Origin of the sequence: Cysteiniphilum sp. JM-1, assembly GCF_008711525.1 — a bacterium.
Taxonomy (GTDB): domain Bacteria; phylum Pseudomonadota; class Gammaproteobacteria; order Francisellales; family Francisellaceae; genus Caedibacter.
On sequence record NZ_VXKS01000013.1, the window covers coordinates 52,477 to 68,830 of the forward strand.

The window sequence follows — 16,354 nt, forward strand, 5'->3', positions numbered from 1 at the left end:
ATTAAGCAATAGGACAAGTCTCAAGGGATGGTTTCTTGCGCTGAGATATGGCAAGGTAAGCACCAAAGAAGGTAAGTAGTAATCCAGTCAAAATAGCATAAGAAATAATAAGTCCATCATAACCAAAGCGGGTTAGATATGCGCCAAGACTGCTAAAGGCAAAAGCAAATAGATTTTGCACTAACCCAATAGCGGATGCAGCAGTTCCACGGCGATGAGGATGAAGTGACAATGCTTGGCTCACTAGATTTGGCATGCCAATACCCGCGCCAATGGTAAAGATAAAAAATGGAATGGCTAATAACCATGCCGATAGAGTAACACCAGCTAGCTCAGCAATGACAACTAATACAAAAACAATGATTGTAACTGCGACAGGTAGCATAAACATCTGTTTAAATGAAGTGCCTTTTTTCAGTAAAAATTTAAAGAAGATGCCTCCCAAAATAAACGCTACTGAAATCGGTATAAAGAACAGGCTAAAACTCTTTGTCGCAAAATGAAGCTTTGTTAGCAAGAAAGGAACCTGTGATAAGTAGACATATACCGACATGTAGATCGTAGCACTGGCAAAGGCAAGTACCATAAACTGCGCATCAACAACCAAGTGTTTATATTGTCTTAAAATTGACAATACGATATGTGTTTGTTCTAGCGGGTGCTGTGGCTTTTTAGTTTGCAATGCAGTGTTTGGCACAGGTAGACTTAATGTCAGCGCAATGAGGATAATTGCCAGAATAGTTAGGGTAACAAAAAGCGCTTGCCAGTGGCTAAACGATAGGATAAATCCACCAAACATCGGTGCCAATGCAGGCATTGAACCAATGATGATAAAGCCTGAATTAATCATATGTTTTGCTCTATCTTCAAAGTAGGTGAAGCTTAAAACTTGCCATAAGCAAAGCGCACTGGCAGCACTTAAACCTTCAATAAAACGTGCAAAGATAAAGGTGGATATATTCGGTGAAAATATCGCGATTACATTCGCAATAATATAAAGTGTCAGTCCGAAAATAAGCACTTTAGAAGTTTTGATATGATCGGCGATCGCTCCATATAAAGGAATACCTATCGCTAAGCCAAGCATATAAAAGCTAACGGTAAGACTAATATGTGCCTTGGTAGTAGCGAAAGTTTGTTGTAATGTCGGAATCGCTGGAATGTAGATGTTTACAGTTAAGATAGACAGTAAAGCAAGTAAATAAATCAGTAGTTTTATACGTGTATTCATAAGGTTTCCTTGGTATCAGATGTCTTGTGATAAGTGTGATATAGCGTATTAGAGTCTTCTAAAACGCGATAAGAGATGATTTGATTATCTTTAATCTCATAAATCGAGATGATGTAAGTGGCAAAAAACTCATTATTATGTTTAAAAGTACACTCAAGATAGCCATACTCATAAACAAAACTGGTGTTGTCACTGGCAACGATATCCATTGGTGTTTTGCTAAAACTGGTCACTGACTGGCGAATATTGGCAAAGTGACGAATGATTTCAGCTTTACCGTGAAAGTCGCCACTCCATGGTGCACCAATACTGTCACTATGCCATAGTGCATCTTCGGCAATAAGCGCTAATGCTTGATCTGCTTGCGCATTTTTTTGATGAGCTAAAAAGTTACGGACGATTGTTAAATTATGTTGATTCATGATAATTACCTTCGGTTTTTGAACTTGTTAGCAGTATACAAAATTTAATGTTAATTAAAATTGAATAATATTTAATATGGTGTTAACTTATTTTGAATGATATTAGGTGAGAAGCTAAATGAACTATACCTTGCAACAGTTGCGTGTTTTTATATCCGTCTATGAGTTAAAAAGCTTGCGCCAAAGTGCAGAAGCAATGTTTTTAACGCCTCCAGCCTTGACTAAACAGCTACAAAACTTGGAGGATATTGTTGGTTTTCAATTGTTTGAACGAACCAATAATAAATTAATTGCTAATAACAAAGGCCATGCTTTTTACACGCTGATTAAACCAATGTTACTTGAATTTGATCGCATTAATCAGTTGGAGCTGCCTTTTTTAAAGCACAAAAAACCAACACTTAAAATTGCCTTATCACAAATATTTGAGCAGAGTCTATTTTGTAAAATCAGCCAGATTATGCAGCTTGATCAAGCATTCGATTATGACCTTGTCGTTGAGAATAAAACAAAGCACATTGAGTTGTTGCTTAAACATGAGGTAGATGTTGCCTTAGTTGTACTTAATGAAGGTGAAAAAAACATGCTTAAAGATCATGGCTTTGATGTTAGACTCTATACGGATATTATTTTTGATGCTTATATTTCACGTGATTTAGCAAAAGGCTTCAAAGGTATTGAACAGGAGTTAAAAACATTAAAATGTATTATGCAAACTCAATTAAAAGATATGTTACAGATTAAAAATGCACTTTATTTTTCTTCATATACGACAATACTGCATGCAATTAGCCAAGGCATTGGTTATGGCTTTTTACCAACAGCCCTGTTAGCCGCTCAGGAAAAAGAGATGCTTTTGAGTATCAATAAGCAGATTCCTGAGAGTATTCCTAATATGCAAAGTTATTATGTTTATGCGCAAAATTCACCATTATTGAGTCTTATTGAAATGGTTTTTAATGTCAGATAAAAACGGTTATTTGGCGTTTAGATGAAATGGTGTATAATGCGCTCACTCGGCACCCATCATTAATCATATTTTGATTGAGGTTGTGTGTTTAAAATCAATAATACAAATGATAGATAGTAGAAATAAATAAGGTATAAAGGGTATAGCATGTCAAAGTACGTGGTTTCAGCACTGTATAAGTTTGTCACACTGGACGATTATGAAGCATTAAGAGCACCATTGCTAAAAACAATGGAAGATAATATGGTGCGTGGTACGCTATTGTTAGCCAAAGAGGGAATCAATGGCACGATTGCAGGCACTGCCGCAGGTATTGAAGCGGTACTTAAATTCTTAAAATCTGATGCACGTTTGGCTAATTTGGTACATAAAGAATCATTTGATGAGCATATTCCTTTTAATCGCACCAAAGTGAAGCTAAAAAAAGAAATTGTAACCTTAGGTGTCGAAGGATTAGATCCTCTTAAAGTATGTGGCACTTATGTTAAGCCACAAGATTGGAATGCCTTAATTTCCGATCCTGACGTTTTATTAATTGATACACGCAATGATTACGAGATTGACATTGGTACGTTTAAAAATGCGGTTAATCCGCATACGGAGACGTTTCGTGAGTTTCCTGAATATGTTGAAAAACATTTAGATAAGACAAAACACAAAAAAGTAGCGATGTTTTGCACCGGTGGCATTCGTTGTGAAAAATCAACTGCCTTTTTGAAAGAACAGGGCTTTGATGAGGTCTATCATTTAGAAGGTGGTATTTTAAAATATCTTGAAGAAGTACCTGAAGAAAAAAGTCTATGGCAAGGTGAGTGCTTTGTTTTTGATTCACGTGTTGCTGTGACGCATGATTTAGCCAAAGGTCAATATGATCAATGCTATGCTTGCCGTCGTCCAATTACTGAAGAAGACAAGTTGAAACCCGAGTATGAGCAAGGTGTGTCTTGTCATCATTGTAAGGGCAATCATACCTCTGAACAAAGAAAGCGTTTCTTAGAGCGTGAAAAACAAAGCCAATTAGCACGTGAACGAGGCGAGTTGCATATCGGTGAAGAAGCAAAGCAAGTTGGGTTAATCCGTAAAGCACAGAAACAGCAAAAGCGCGAAAGAGATCGTTTGGCGAATAAGAGTCGTTAACAAAAATTAAGTAACGAGCTATAAATTAATTTATAGCTCGTTACTTAAAGCAAAGGGATAGCTAGATCAATGGAAAATATCGATAAAACGCATTTATTAAAACTATTTTCACTACAGAAAAAAGCCTTTTCACTTGATCAATATCCTGATTATGCATTACGTAAAGATAAACTTAAGCGCTTATATTCAGCATTATTAAAGCATGAAGAAGCATTGATTGATGCAGTAAGTGATGATTTTGGCCATCGTAGTGCCAATGAGACTTGGTTGAGTGAGATTTTTCAAGTTACCGGTACCATTAAGTATGTCCTTAAATCTTTGCGCAGTTGGATGGCTAAAGAGAAACGTCATACCAGTGTGATTTTTAAGCCCGCTAAAAACTATGTCTATTATCAGCCAATGGGTGTTGTTGGCATTATGGTGCCATGGAACTATCCCATTTTGTTGAGTTTGTCGCCGCTTATCTATGCATTGGCTGCGGGAAATCGGGTGTGCATTAAACTCTCAGAACATACACCTAAAACCAATCGCATAATTATGGAAATTTGCAAACGCGCTTTTAATATTGATGAAGTGGCGGTTGTCACAGGTGATGCTACAGTGGCGCAAAGTTTTAGCGAACTTGCCTTTGATCATTTGTTTTTTACTGGATCAACAGCTATTGGCAGAAAGGTAATGCAGGCTGCTGCTAAAAATTTAACACCTGTGACGCTTGAGTTAGGCGGCAAATCGCCGTTAGTTATCAGTCAAAATTTTCCTTTAAAAAAAGCAGCTAAAATGATTACTTTTGCCAAAGGCTTAAATGCCGGACAAACCTGTATTGCACCGGATTATGTATTTGTTCATGCGCAGAAACTTGAGGCATTTGTAACTGAAATGGACGTAGCGTTTAAAGAAATGTATCCGCAATATATGACTAATGATGATTATAGTAGCGTGATTAATGAGGCACAGTTTAATCGTTTGCAAGGATATATTGACGAGGCAAAAGACCAAGGGATCAAGATTGTTGCACTAGATGAATGTAAAGCGACGAAGGATCACAGTCGAAAACTACCTATTTCGTTAATATTAAATCCAAAGAGTGATTTACAGGTGATGCAAGATGAGATCTTTGGTCCATTGTTACCTGTATTAAGCTATCAATCGATTGAAGAGGTGATAAGTTATATTAATCAAAAACCTCGCCCATTGGCTGCTTACCTTTTGAGTTATGATCGTGCTGAACAAGAGTATATTAATAGGAATATTATTAGTGGCGGGATGTGTATCAATGATGTGTTAAACCATATCGCGCAGCATGATCTGCCTTTTGGCGGCGTTGGTAATTCAGGTATGGGACGCTATCACGGTTTTGAAGGCTTTAAAACATTCTCTAATGCCAAAGCGATTTGTCAGCGCGGTAGGTTCAATAGTGCTTTATGGCTTTACCCTCCTTATGGACAACGATTTTCTTGGTTTCGTAAACTCTTTAAAGGGTAAAATAGACTTATTTTTTACAGTCGGTGTTGTTGCAATGATTGATGAACGATTTCAGGATTACAAGATATAACGGTTAGGTAAGCTCTTGTTGCAGAGTCAGGTCTGGTGACTTTTTGTTCCCATTTTTCAAGTGTGCGTAATTTAAAACCATATTTTTCACAAAACTCACCACGAGTAATATTTAACTTTAATCGGATTTCCTTGACATCAATATCTTCAGGAATGAAGATTTGATGCGACTTGGCTGCTGATAACTCGCCTTTGCTAATTTGAAGTGCCTCTTTAGCGCTTTGTAGTAAACTTGTTTTGAAATCAAAGTTCATATTTTACCTCGTAACTGATTTAATTTATGGTTTTTAACCATTTGTTTAACAATTATTTTTAGTGCATTCTCTGTTTCGTTATCAATGTTATCAGCAACTGACTTTGGATAAGTTAGTAACAGATAAATCGGCATGTGTTGTTCATGTTGAGAATTATAGATGGCAACAATAAATGATTCAACCCAATATGGGTTTTTATTTAAAAATGTTTGCAACCTCAATTTTTAAGATGGCAGTTTCCCACTGCAAAATGATTTATGGGTGATATAATTCATCATTAAACGCGCTAAATCAAAAGCACATCTTATGCTTAAAAATGTTGGCATCCGCGGGCGGATGATTTTATTAACTTTATTACCAACACTGACGGTGTCAGCATTGCTTGGTTTTTATTTTATCAGCATGCGCTTCTCTGATTTGGATCGCAATCTATATATTCGTGGTGAGGCAGTTACTACTGAGCTTGTTGCCGCCTCTGAGTATGGTCTGTACTTTGACAGTAAGATTATCTTACAAAATGTCACGGATAATATTTTAAGCTATCCGGATGTGCGTATGGCTGCGATTTATGATAGCGATGGTGATTTATTAACATTCACGGGTAGAATTCCACAAGTAAACCCTCGTTTTTTTAAAGAAAATTCAGACTTGATTAGTAAAAAAATCTTTATGCAAGAAGGGCATAAAAATATTCAGTTTTTAGCGCCTGTTATTTCACGCACCATTAACCCAAAAGAAACAAGTGTTGATAAGCTTTATACGGAAAAAGATCAACGTATTGGCTGGGTTGTTATTACCTTAAGTCGCGAAAACACCATTATGAATCAGTATCAGGCAATTATTGCGACATTACTGATTGTATTGATTGGGTTAACGGTGAGTATCTTATTTGGGCTACGTTTAAGTGGGGATTTGATCAATCCGCTTTTTGATATTATCAATGCAGTGAAACGTATTAAAGAAGGTGCGTTAGATACTAAGCTTGATGGCAATCCACCAGGCGAGCTTAAGAATCTTGAAGAAGGTGTCAATAGTATGGCGTTATCGCTTAATAATGCGCATCAAGAAATGCAGCGTAATATTAAACAAGCGACAAGGGAGCTAAGACATACGCTTAAGACGATTGAACGCCAAAATATTCAATTAGATCAAGCGCGCAAAGAAGCGATTGAAGCTAGCGAGATAAAAAGTAAATTCTTAGCCAATATGAGTCATGAGATTCGCACACCCATGAATGGAGTATTAGGCTTTCTAGACTTACTGGCAAAAAGTAAGCTGAGCTCCTTACAACGTGAGTATTTAGAAACAATTATCTTATCTTCCAATAATCTATTGAGCATTATCAATGATATTTTGGATTTCTCAAAAATCGAATCGGGTAATTTAATTCTTGAACATCAGCCGTTTAATTTGCGTGAAGAAATTACCAATTGCATGATGTTATTTAAGCCCAAGGTCATTGAGCAGCAGGTTGACTTTGGTGTGTTGCTCGACCCGCAATTGCCACAGATGGTCACGGGTGATGCATTAAGGTTTTGCCAAATTTTGACCAATCTTGTGGGCAATGCATTGAAATTTACTGAGCAAGGGAGCGTGCGCGTTGGTATTGAATTAAAAGCAATTCATAATGAGAAAAATGAGAAAAACGAGAAAAATGCGCAAAGTGAGCAAGTAGAATTATATGTTACGATTAAGGACACGGGCATTGGCTTATCATCTGAGCAAATAGCTAAGCTGTTTCATGCCTTCACTCAGGCTGATTTATCAACTAGTCGCAAATATGGAGGCACGGGACTGGGACTTACTATTAGTAAAACGCTGATTGAAAAAATGCATGGGGAAATTAAAGTTGAAAGTGAGCTGGGTCATGGCGCATGCTTTAGCTTTAATGTGTTTTTTGAGCAAGGACCAAGTGTAACGATTGAAAGAAAGAAACCAAAAAGCATTAAAAAGCTCATTGTTTATAATCAAAGTCGATATGCCTGTGAGATGTTTCTTGCACATATTGCGCTTCTTGATATTGAGTTTATTTGCTGTGAGAGTGAGACTGCGTTGATTGATAGCGTGGTTGAGCAAGATGCGGTTGATATCGTATTGATTTATAACACACTGCCTGAAATACAGAAATTAAAACAATCCTTAATCATGGATTTACAATCATTTACGCAAGCGAATATTTTTCTTATTGCTAATATGCCATTAAATGAACTCTTTGATTACACACATAAGCTAGGTCTTAAAAATTGCTTAAATTACCCATACAAACCAAACAAGTTAGTTTCTTTTTTAGAAAACTCGCTCCAATTAAGCGAAAAAGAGGATGTGACAACAGCAACTGACATGCCTGATATTATGGCAGAGAAGTCGATATTGATCGTTGATGACAATCCCATTAATTTAAAGCTATTGCATATTTTGTTAAAAACAAAAGGCTACTCTCCAGTTGATGCCTTTAGTGCAAAAGAGGCGTTATCATTAGCTCAAAAGCAAAAATTTATGATGATCTTAACCGATGTGCATATGCCTGAAATGGATGGGGTTGAGTTATGTCATGCCTTGCGTCAAGATCAGCGTTATCAGAATACACCTATCATTGCTGTCACGGCAGATGTTGTTGAAGGGCAGGGCGAGAGCCTTTTACAAGAGGGTTTTGATGCCATACAAATCAAGCCGATTGATGACAATGCGTTATCCGAATTATTGATGCATTATTTAGGTAGTAATGAGCTGTCATTACAAACTAAAAATGACGAAAAAAATGAAAATTTCGAGCATATATGCGAGCTTAGCAATAAAAATGCAACTGTTGATGATGAAATCTATATCGATATTGAGCTTGCGTCAGGCCTAGCAGGTGGCAATGTTGTTTTTGCCAAGGAGATGCTGGCAGCATTTATGGGCTCTTTAAATAGTGCTGTTGAAGAGATTATGAGCGCTTATGAAAATAACGAGGGTAAACACTTAAGAGATTTAGTACATAAGCTTCACGGCGGTGCTAGTTACTGTGGCGTGCCCGTGTTGAAAAATAAATTAGCACAGCTTGAAAAAGCGCTGCAACATAATAATTATACGATTGATGCCATTGTGCTAGAGAAGTATGAGCAATTTGTGATGGTTTGTGATAAAACAATACAAGCTTATCATCAATATAATCAATAAATTGAGTCAATAAATTTAAGGAGCGAAAGCGAAATGTTAGATCAAGCAAAACGCTTTAGTCAGCGCGTGCTGAATGTTGAAGGTTCAAAAGCCGCTGAAATGGCAGCCCGTGCTGCAAGTCTTGTTAAAGCAGGGCATCAAGATGTAATTTCTTTGGCGGTTGGTGAGCCAGGATTTGATTCACCTAGCGTGGTTAAAGAAGCAGCTAAAAAAGCGATTGATGAAAATCGCACGCAATATACGCCAGTAGATGGAATTGTTGAGTTAAAAGAGGCGATTATGAAACGCTACAGCCGCGATTATCAGCTTAATTTTCAACATAATGAAGTGTGTGTGACAACAGGTGCTAAGCATAGTCTATACAATATTTTTAATTGTATTTTAAATGCAGGTGATGAAGTGATTTTCTTTTCACCCTTTTGGACATCTTATCCTGATATGATTAAACTTGCGCATGGTAAACCCGTAGTCGTGGAGACAACGCATCACAATGATTTCCAACCAACGGAGCATGCCTTAAGAGCAAAGCTTAGTCCCAAAACAAAGGCGTTAGTGCTTAATATTCCACATAACCCAACCGGTGCGATATATCATAAAGAAACATTGAATATGATCGCTCGTGTATTAAAAGATTACCCTGATGTCTGGGTTATTAGTGATGATATTTACGATATGCTTTATTGGGGAGATCGTCCACTGACATTGATTGAAGTGGCGCCTGAGTTAAAATCGCGTTATGCCATTGTTAATGGCGTATCCAAAAGTTATGCGATGGCAGGATGGCGCATTGGCTATATCATTGCACCCGAGGATATGATCAATATGCTTAAGCGTTATCAGTCACAATCGATGTCATGCGCTTGCTCTATCTCACAGTATGCTGCGATAGAAGCGCTCAATTTACCAAGATCAGCATTATTTGAACAGCTAAACACATATCAAGAACGTGTCAATTTTTGTTATGAGGCATTACAAAACGTGCCAGAGATTGATTGTCTATTACCAGAGACAACTTTTTATTTATTCCCTTATGTGCAACCAATTATTGAGGCATTAGGCTTTAAAGATGATGTAAGTTTTTGTTTGCATTTATTAGAAACCAAGCATTTAGCTGTTATGCCAGGATTAGCGTTTGGCGCACCAGGTTACCTACGCCTTAGTTGTGCCGATGAGGTCAGTGTTTTAACAGATGCCATGGGACGCTTAGTCGATTATGTTAAACAAGAAAGAGTACATGCTAAAGCACTATAAAGAGGATCATGATGAATTATATTGAACTATTAGAGCAGCGCTTTGCTTGCAAGAAATTTGACCCAACACGCAAAATTTCTGCCAAAGATAAAGCGTTTATTTTAGAAGCAGGGCGTCTGTCACCATCATCGTTTGGTTTGGAGCCATGGCAGTAACGAATTTACTCAATGCCGCACAATCTTTAGGCATTAGTAGTTGCCCGATTGAAGGTTTTGAAGCTGAAAATGTCAAGAAAGTCCTTGATGAATATAAACAAATCAATTTTGATGATTTTGATTTTTCAGGTGTGATGTGTGCATTTGGTTATAGCGCCATGGATTTACCAAAAAAGTTTCGTGCTGCTTCAACGGAAGTAATTGTTGAAATTTAGCGATCGAATGCGATTTTTTAAAACTATTTTTATTTGCTGTGACATCTTAAGCTTTTATTAATTTTGATTATCGATGATGGACAGGTGTTATAACATTCACCCCCATAAAAACGTAAAATTATTAAAGGAGCACTTAAGATGAGAAAGAACAAATTTTTTAAAGCGATTGCACTGATGTTTATCGGTATTTTCTTAGCAGGTAACTTAGCTGCGGCTTATGCCGGTACTGATTATGTATCAAACTCAAATAAAGCATACAAGCATAGCCTTGTTCAACCAGCTCAAAATACCCCGAGCATACTAATGATGAGCTCAGATGACATGTAACACTGCATCGGATTAGTTAAATGTATTAGCTAGCGCATCAATGAGTGATGGATTAGGGTTGGTTTCAGGGTTTGGCGCATCACCTGAAGTATCCCAAAACATTGCCCCTTTTAACCCTTGCTGTTTTAGCCAGTGTGCTTTGATTTTAACCATTGTTGCCGAATCATACGTAATAAACATCCGTGATAACGGATTGTAATAATAGCTTTCAACAATGCGATCAAATGGATAGGTAACACCTGAGATTGTATAACCATTAATGCTCACTTCACCAAAGTTGCCAACACTTCTTAACACATTGTTATTATCGCGCACAAGAATATAGGTGTAATCAGATGCTGTGTTAGCAAAGCTTGTGCACACTTCATTATCCTTAACATTTGAGAAGCTATCCCCCATGAGGCAGTTATACCCTAGACTGCCATTCTCCCACTCACCAGGTCCTGTGATACCTGATTGATAAACTCCTGGAATATGTGCTAATCCAATATCTACTTCTACCCATTGGCGGCCATAGAGCGGAATGCCGGCGATAATTTTTTGATTGCTGACACCTTCGGCATTAAGTGCGGCAACACTGCTAATGAGATTCCATTGTCCTTTGGTTGTCGTATAGTTTGGTGCATCAGTACCTTCTGTCGCAGATAGGGGAGATTGATGTCCTGTGGTACTATCCCACGTTCCTGCGGCATCATAGGACATGATGTTGATCGAATCAAGATACGGTAGCATCTCACTATAGTGATTAAGGGCGATATTTTCAGGTGCTTGATTGATGGCAATACTTAAATGATAGGTTTTGCCAGTGGTGTTACTTAAGTTATCAAGCTTTTGACGAACAACTTTAATAAGCTCAACATAGTTAGCAGCATTGCTATATTGTAAGTATTGATCAAGAATCGCTTGCTTTTGTTCATTGGTAATCCCAGCCCCTTGGGCAGCAATAGCTATATTAGCGGCATTGATATGCTCATTTTGCACACCCCATACAGGAAACTCCCAATCAAGATCAAGCCCGTCCATATTGTATTGCTCAACCAATGCCGTGGCACTATTGGCAAAGGCTAGACGTTTTTGTGGATCAGCCGCAACACTTGGGAAATTGCCAGACCATGTCCAACCTCCAATAGAAAAAACAGCAATCAAATCGTTGTTATACTGGTTCTTTGCCAATGTCTTTAACTGTTGAATACGCTCTAGGTTGCCATAAAAAGGTTTGTCAGAACCCTCGCCAAACCATGTGCCTGCTTGATAGACGCCATGCGCAGTAGTAACGTCTGTTGTAAAGCGTTTCTCCGTATCGGCATAACTATCACCAAGTGTGACAATACCATTAGCGTCAAAGTTCAAAAAAGCATAATAAAGTACATCAAGATCTTTTGCATCTAAGTGGTGTATTTGGTGATCGCGTCCATAGGTGCCCCAAGCAGGGTAATAAGCGCCAACCTCGTAAAAAACATTATCCACTGAATAGCTAATCGCAAGATCTTGTGTGCTTGCAGCAGTAACGGTTATATTGTTGGTGTTATTTGCGCTATAGTAGCGATTATTGGCATTATCAAGATAGCCTTGATAACTAATCGTATAAGTGCCAGGATTAAGACTTAAGGTGACATTGAAGTTATTGGTTATTTGTGAATTGACAAGGTTTGATTCATTATCATAGACACTTATTAAACGCTCACTACTGCCGCTAGGAAGGTTGTTTAATGTGATATGAATAACGCCAGCTTCTGCGGCAAGCGCATTGTAATTAAGTGAAACGGGACTGGTCATGCCACTGTGTATTGAAATGCCCGCCGTTGTTAGTACATAATTGATTCCCTCATACAAAATAGTGGACTCAACAGAATAGTCATTGCTTGCTAACGTAACACCTGACTGGCTACGCATTTCCGATAAACTATAGCTGATAACTTCTTGATTTGGTTTAATAAAGTTAACCGTGCCATCGGCTGTTTCAGGAATACCATTTACTATAAATTGCACGATATTAATTGATGGTATTGGTGTCGGTTCAAACTCGGTTTCAGGTACTTCATACTCGGTGTTTTCTGTGTTTTCTGTGTTTTCTGTGTTTTCTGTGTTTCCTATCGTTGTGTTTTCAGATGATGGTAAGGTTTGGTGGTCTGACTCAGACGTTGGTGTTGATGTTGGTGATGTTTCATTGCTTGCGCCATCAGAGCCGCCACCGCAGGCACTTATGATCAAAGCCGTCAATGTGAGAAAATAAAGTTTAGATAATTTCATGCTGTTCTCCTTAATAATTGCACAGGCAGAGAAGATGATCGCAAAACAATCAAGTAACTGTAACTACAGATTACGAACAGCGGTGTGCGGAATTTATGCATATTGGATAAAAGAGATGAAAATATAGGATAAGACTAAATATTCACCCACAAGTGCTCACCGTACCCTGAGCGTAAGTCGAAGCGATGCACTGAGCACAAGTCGAAGTGGGTAATCACACTTCATAGAGGCTTCGACTTACGCTCAGCCAACGCTTACACAATCAAAGTGGTCAGGAATATGGTCATAGCCAAAATATAGAAGAGGTAAAAGAGGTAAAAAAGGATAAAGTTTGAAAAACCGACTGAACAAATGCCTGTTTTAAAAATCTCACGCTATACTTAGAAGCACTGGCGCGATGCTTTGGACTGTAAAACCTAAAAGGAGATATTTCAATGGATAAGATACTCTGTCAACACGATGACAAAATCACAACAATTACGATCAATAATGGTGATAAACGCAATGCTTTTGATAGTGAGATGTCAAAAGCCGTCACACAATTTATTCATGAGGCAAAACGCAGAAAACAGCGTGCGATTGTACTTAAAGCCAACATTTCGCATAGCATATTTTCAGCAGGGCATGATTTAAATGAACTGACATCAGTCGATGAGATTACCAATGATCCGATGTTTGAAATGTTTGATGCGATGACGGCATCACCTTTACCTATTATTGCCCAAGTCGAAGGTGCTGTTTATGCTGGTGCTTTACATATGCTGATGGTTTGCGACATGGTTTATGCCACCAATGACAGCAAGGTGATTATTACCGCCAATAAAATGGGCGTGCCTTTCTCATTGCGCAATTACCAAAATTGGTTGTCAGTCATGAGTATTCATAAAGCCAAAGAGCTATTTTTTACCGCTGGTAGCATCGATGCCATGGATGCCTATCATGCAGGAATTTTTAATGCTATTTTTAGTGATAGTACATCACTTTCAGCACGTGTTGATGAGGTCTGTCAGGCAATTATTAGTTGTTGTGCTGAAGGGGTTGCTAACAGTAAATTGCAGCTTAATGTTTTGGCTAATGATGTTACGATTAATTATGATGAAGCCATCGCTATTGAGGAGTCGAGACATAAGATTTTGAATAGTCCACAGTTTACTAAACGTGTTGAAGCGCTTATTGCTAAGATTCATCATAAGAAATAAAAGCGAAAAAGAGAAAAATTGAAAAAACGAACGATTCAAGGAGAGAAAAATGTCACGCGTTTTAGATGATGTATTGGTATTGGATTTTACTCAAGCGTTAGCTGGACCTTATTGCACAATGCTCTTGGCTTACAATGGTGCACGAGTTATTAAAATTGAGCGTCCAGGAGATGGTGATATGTTGCGCTCAGCGGCGCCTTTCACCAAAGAAGGAATTTCAGTTTTTTGGGCATCAGCCAATGCCAATAAAGAAAGCTGTGCTCTGGATTTGAAAAATCCACAAGATATCGCATTGATCAAAAAAATCATTCAAAAGGCAGATATTCTTGTGGAGAATTTTAGACCTGGTGTGATGGAGAAATTAGGCTTAGGTTATGAAGAGGTTAAAAAAATAAATCCCGCAATTGTATACACCTCGATTTCAGGTTTTGGTACGACAGGACCAATGGCGCATGCACCAGGTTTTGATTTGGTGGGTCAAGGCTATTCAGGCATGATGTCAATTAATGGTGATTTAGATAAAGATACTGGACGCATTGGTTTTCCTGTGGGTGATGTCAGTGCCGGGATGTGGGGCTATATGGCAACGATGACTGCCTATTGTGGGTGCTTGCGAAGTGGTAAGGGCGCTTATGTGGATGTTTCGATGCTAGATGGTTTGTTTGCAATGATGCCAGCTGAAGTGGTGGCTTATACTAAACTCAATGAAATTGAGCATTGTAGTGGTAATATTGATCCAGCTGCTGCACCTTTTGGTGCATTACGTACAAAAGATGGCGCCGTTATTGTGGCTGTTTTGGGAGAAAAGCTGTGGTTAAGTTTCTGTCAAGCACTAGATAAAATGAACTGGCATGATGATCCCAGGTTTAAAACGGGACCTGATCGCATTAAGAATCGCACTGATTTACAAGCTGTTGTACAACCGCTTTTTAGGCAAAAGACAACGGCAGAATGGCAAAAGATCTTAACTGATGCCGGTATTCCAAATGGTATCGTTAATAACATTAAACAAGCTTGTGAGCTGCCACAGATTAAGGCACGTAATATGCTGATTAACGCCGGCGATTATACTGTGCCGGGTAATCCTATGAAGATTAATGGAAGTCATGATCTAGATACACTCAATACGCCAGAAGCATTGGGTGCGTCAACGGAAAAGATAAGAAAAGAGTTTAAGTGATCCTTACTTGACACTAATCACTGTAAAGCTGCTAATATCTCCCGTGATTGTAATGTGTTTAACCTCTTGTTGAGCACTTTCACAATTTAAGGTGAGTTCCCAGTCTTTACTTGTTTCATTATATTTTCTTGGTAGGCTTGACTTAGCGCCAAGCGACCAAGTCGCTTGGAAGTAACTAAGTTTAACAGCACCCAATACGACGTTTTTGCAAACATAGTGATGTTGGTGATCTTTAGAGGTGAAAATAAGATCACCGTATAAACCAAGACCTGCCGTACTGTTACTCATTTTGCTACCAATTGCTTTGCAGTTAGTATCATCAGTATCGCATGTGCCGCGGATGTTTTTAAGCCAATTAGAGACATCAGTATTTTCTGACATAATATTATAACCAATATCAATCGTAACCCTATCAGTATCAACAATTAGTGTTGGTGGTGTTACTTCAGGGTATGCGCTTGCAACGATAAACTGTGTTTGCGTTGCATCAAGATCTGCTACTGCAGGGTCAACATAGATAGATACGCTAGAGTTGGCAAAGCTGCTGCCAATTAAACTGAGGTTAAGTAAAGCAAAATAGCCAATCTTTTTAGTCAAATTTTTAATATTCATAATGAATGTTCCTTGTGATTTGAATTATTGATAATTAAGATTTTTGTGCGCAATAGAGTTTGTTTGGCGTGTTACAGCTAGCTAGTTGTAAGCTGTGTTTTTCGCTATCAAACTTAGCAGCCCATGAATTGTCTGTTGCTAAAGGATTGGCAACATTGGCAAAATATTGAGGGCTATTTGAAGTGCCATCATTTGTCCAGTTATTACAATTGCCACTTAAGCCATAAACATCGTCATATACCGCAAATCCACTCCAAACATAGTTTTCAGTATCTTTTGCAATAGGATTCTTTAAATTGCCCAAAAAGAGTGTATTAGGAGCGGCTCTATTTGTGTTGCAAGGAGATTATAATTCATACTTATTGCACCGTTAGTTTTTTACAAAGGACGTTTTCTAACAACGAGAAAATTAATGCTTTTCCTCGCTTCTTTGCATTATGA

At 38.2% G+C, this 16,354-nt stretch carries 16 protein-coding genes; 10 read left to right on the forward strand and 6 right to left on the reverse strand.

Annotation, left to right across the window (positions count from 1 at the left end):
* Nucleotide 1: 1 nt before the first annotated feature.
* Entirely contained in the window at nucleotides 2-1,231 is a 1,230-nt protein-coding gene (locus F3D68_RS07230; RefSeq protein WP_151193772.1) for an MFS transporter, read from the reverse strand.
* Nucleotides 1,228-1,653, reverse strand: a complete 426-nt coding sequence (locus F3D68_RS07235) for a nuclear transport factor 2 family protein (protein WP_151193773.1) — start codon at nucleotides 1,651-1,653, stop codon at nucleotides 1,228-1,230. Before F3D68_RS07235 ends, F3D68_RS07230 begins: the two co-directional genes overlap by 4 nt.
* A 118-nt stretch (nucleotides 1,654-1,771) precedes the next feature.
* Here F3D68_RS07235 and F3D68_RS11235 point away from each other — a divergent pair, with 118 nt between their 5' ends.
* From F3D68_RS11235 to F3D68_RS07250, 3 genes are all read left to right on the forward strand, one after another.
* Nucleotides 1,772-2,623 carry a LysR family transcriptional regulator gene (locus tag F3D68_RS11235; RefSeq protein ID WP_191092746.1) on the forward strand — a complete coding sequence of 284 codons (852 nt, stop codon included), beginning with the start codon at nucleotides 1,772-1,774 and terminating at the stop codon, nucleotides 2,621-2,623.
* Between the two features lie 147 nt (nucleotides 2,624-2,770).
* Nucleotides 2,771-3,760 carry a rhodanese-related sulfurtransferase gene (locus tag F3D68_RS07245; protein ID WP_151193774.1) on the forward strand — a complete coding sequence of 330 codons (990 nt, stop codon included), beginning with the start codon at nucleotides 2,771-2,773 and terminating at the stop codon, nucleotides 3,758-3,760.
* A 69-nt stretch (nucleotides 3,761-3,829) separates the two neighbouring features.
* Nucleotides 3,830-5,242 carry a coniferyl aldehyde dehydrogenase gene (locus tag F3D68_RS07250; protein ID WP_151193775.1) on the forward strand — a complete coding sequence of 471 codons (1,413 nt, stop codon included), beginning with the start codon at nucleotides 3,830-3,832 and terminating at the stop codon, nucleotides 5,240-5,242.
* Nucleotides 5,243-5,256: 14 nt separating this feature from the next.
* Here F3D68_RS07250 and F3D68_RS07255 read toward each other — a convergent pair whose 3' ends face one another.
* The gene (locus tag F3D68_RS07255; protein WP_151193776.1) at nucleotides 5,257-5,565 is read right to left on the reverse strand and encodes a helix-turn-helix domain-containing protein; all 309 of its coding nucleotides are present in this window, start codon (nucleotides 5,563-5,565) and stop codon (nucleotides 5,257-5,259) included.
* Nucleotides 5,566-5,871: 306 nt separating this feature from the next.
* Between F3D68_RS07255 and F3D68_RS07260 the strand changes: the two genes are divergently transcribed.
* From F3D68_RS07260 to F3D68_RS07275, 5 genes are all read left to right on the forward strand, one after another.
* On the forward strand, nucleotides 5,872-8,724 hold the full coding sequence (locus tag F3D68_RS07260; protein WP_151193777.1) for an ATP-binding protein: 2,853 nt from the start codon (nucleotides 5,872-5,874) through the stop codon (nucleotides 8,722-8,724).
* A 33-nt stretch (nucleotides 8,725-8,757) separates the two neighbouring features.
* Nucleotides 8,758-9,975 carry a pyridoxal phosphate-dependent aminotransferase gene (locus F3D68_RS07265; protein ID WP_151193778.1) on the forward strand — a complete coding sequence of 406 codons (1,218 nt, stop codon included), beginning with the start codon at nucleotides 8,758-8,760 and terminating at the stop codon, nucleotides 9,973-9,975.
* Between the two features lie 8 nt (nucleotides 9,976-9,983).
* Nucleotides 9,984-10,130, forward strand: coding sequence for a nitroreductase family protein (locus F3D68_RS11405; RefSeq protein WP_224728263.1), 147 nt, complete (start codon nucleotides 9,984-9,986; stop codon nucleotides 10,128-10,130).
* Complete coding sequence (locus tag F3D68_RS11410) at nucleotides 10,121-10,345, forward strand: nitroreductase family protein (protein ID WP_224728264.1); 225 nt, start codon at nucleotides 10,121-10,123, stop codon at nucleotides 10,343-10,345. Before F3D68_RS11405 ends, F3D68_RS11410 begins: the two co-directional genes overlap by 10 nt.
* A 138-nt stretch (nucleotides 10,346-10,483) precedes the next feature.
* Complete coding sequence (locus tag F3D68_RS07275) at nucleotides 10,484-10,672, forward strand: hypothetical protein (protein WP_151193779.1); 189 nt, start codon at nucleotides 10,484-10,486, stop codon at nucleotides 10,670-10,672.
* A gap of 12 nt (nucleotides 10,673-10,684) precedes the next feature.
* Here the strand turns inward: F3D68_RS07275 and F3D68_RS07280 are convergent, their stop codons facing one another.
* Entirely contained in the window at nucleotides 10,685-12,922 is a 2,238-nt protein-coding gene (locus F3D68_RS07280) for a glycoside hydrolase family 18 protein (RefSeq protein WP_151193780.1), read from the reverse strand.
* Nucleotides 12,923-13,356: 434 nt separating this feature from the next.
* Here F3D68_RS07280 and F3D68_RS07285 point away from each other — a divergent pair, with 434 nt between their 5' ends.
* The gene (locus F3D68_RS07285) at nucleotides 13,357-14,121 is read left to right on the forward strand and encodes an enoyl-CoA hydratase-related protein (RefSeq protein WP_151193781.1); all 765 of its coding nucleotides are present in this window, start codon (nucleotides 13,357-13,359) and stop codon (nucleotides 14,119-14,121) included.
* Nucleotides 14,122-14,170: 49 nt separating this feature from the next.
* Nucleotides 14,171-15,301, forward strand: coding sequence for a CaiB/BaiF CoA transferase family protein (locus F3D68_RS07290; protein ID WP_151193782.1), 1,131 nt, complete (start codon nucleotides 14,171-14,173; stop codon nucleotides 15,299-15,301).
* Between the two features lie 3 nt (nucleotides 15,302-15,304).
* On the opposite strand, the gene F3D68_RS07295 is transcribed toward F3D68_RS07290, so the two are convergent.
* Nucleotides 15,305-15,913: a hypothetical protein gene (locus F3D68_RS07295; protein WP_151193783.1), complete on the reverse strand. Its 609-nt coding sequence runs from the start codon at nucleotides 15,911-15,913 to the stop codon at nucleotides 15,305-15,307.
* Between the two features lie 34 nt (nucleotides 15,914-15,947).
* The gene (locus F3D68_RS07300) at nucleotides 15,948-16,217 is read right to left on the reverse strand and encodes a hypothetical protein (RefSeq protein WP_151193784.1); all 270 of its coding nucleotides are present in this window, start codon (nucleotides 16,215-16,217) and stop codon (nucleotides 15,948-15,950) included.
* Nucleotides 16,218-16,354: the final 137 nt, after the last annotated feature.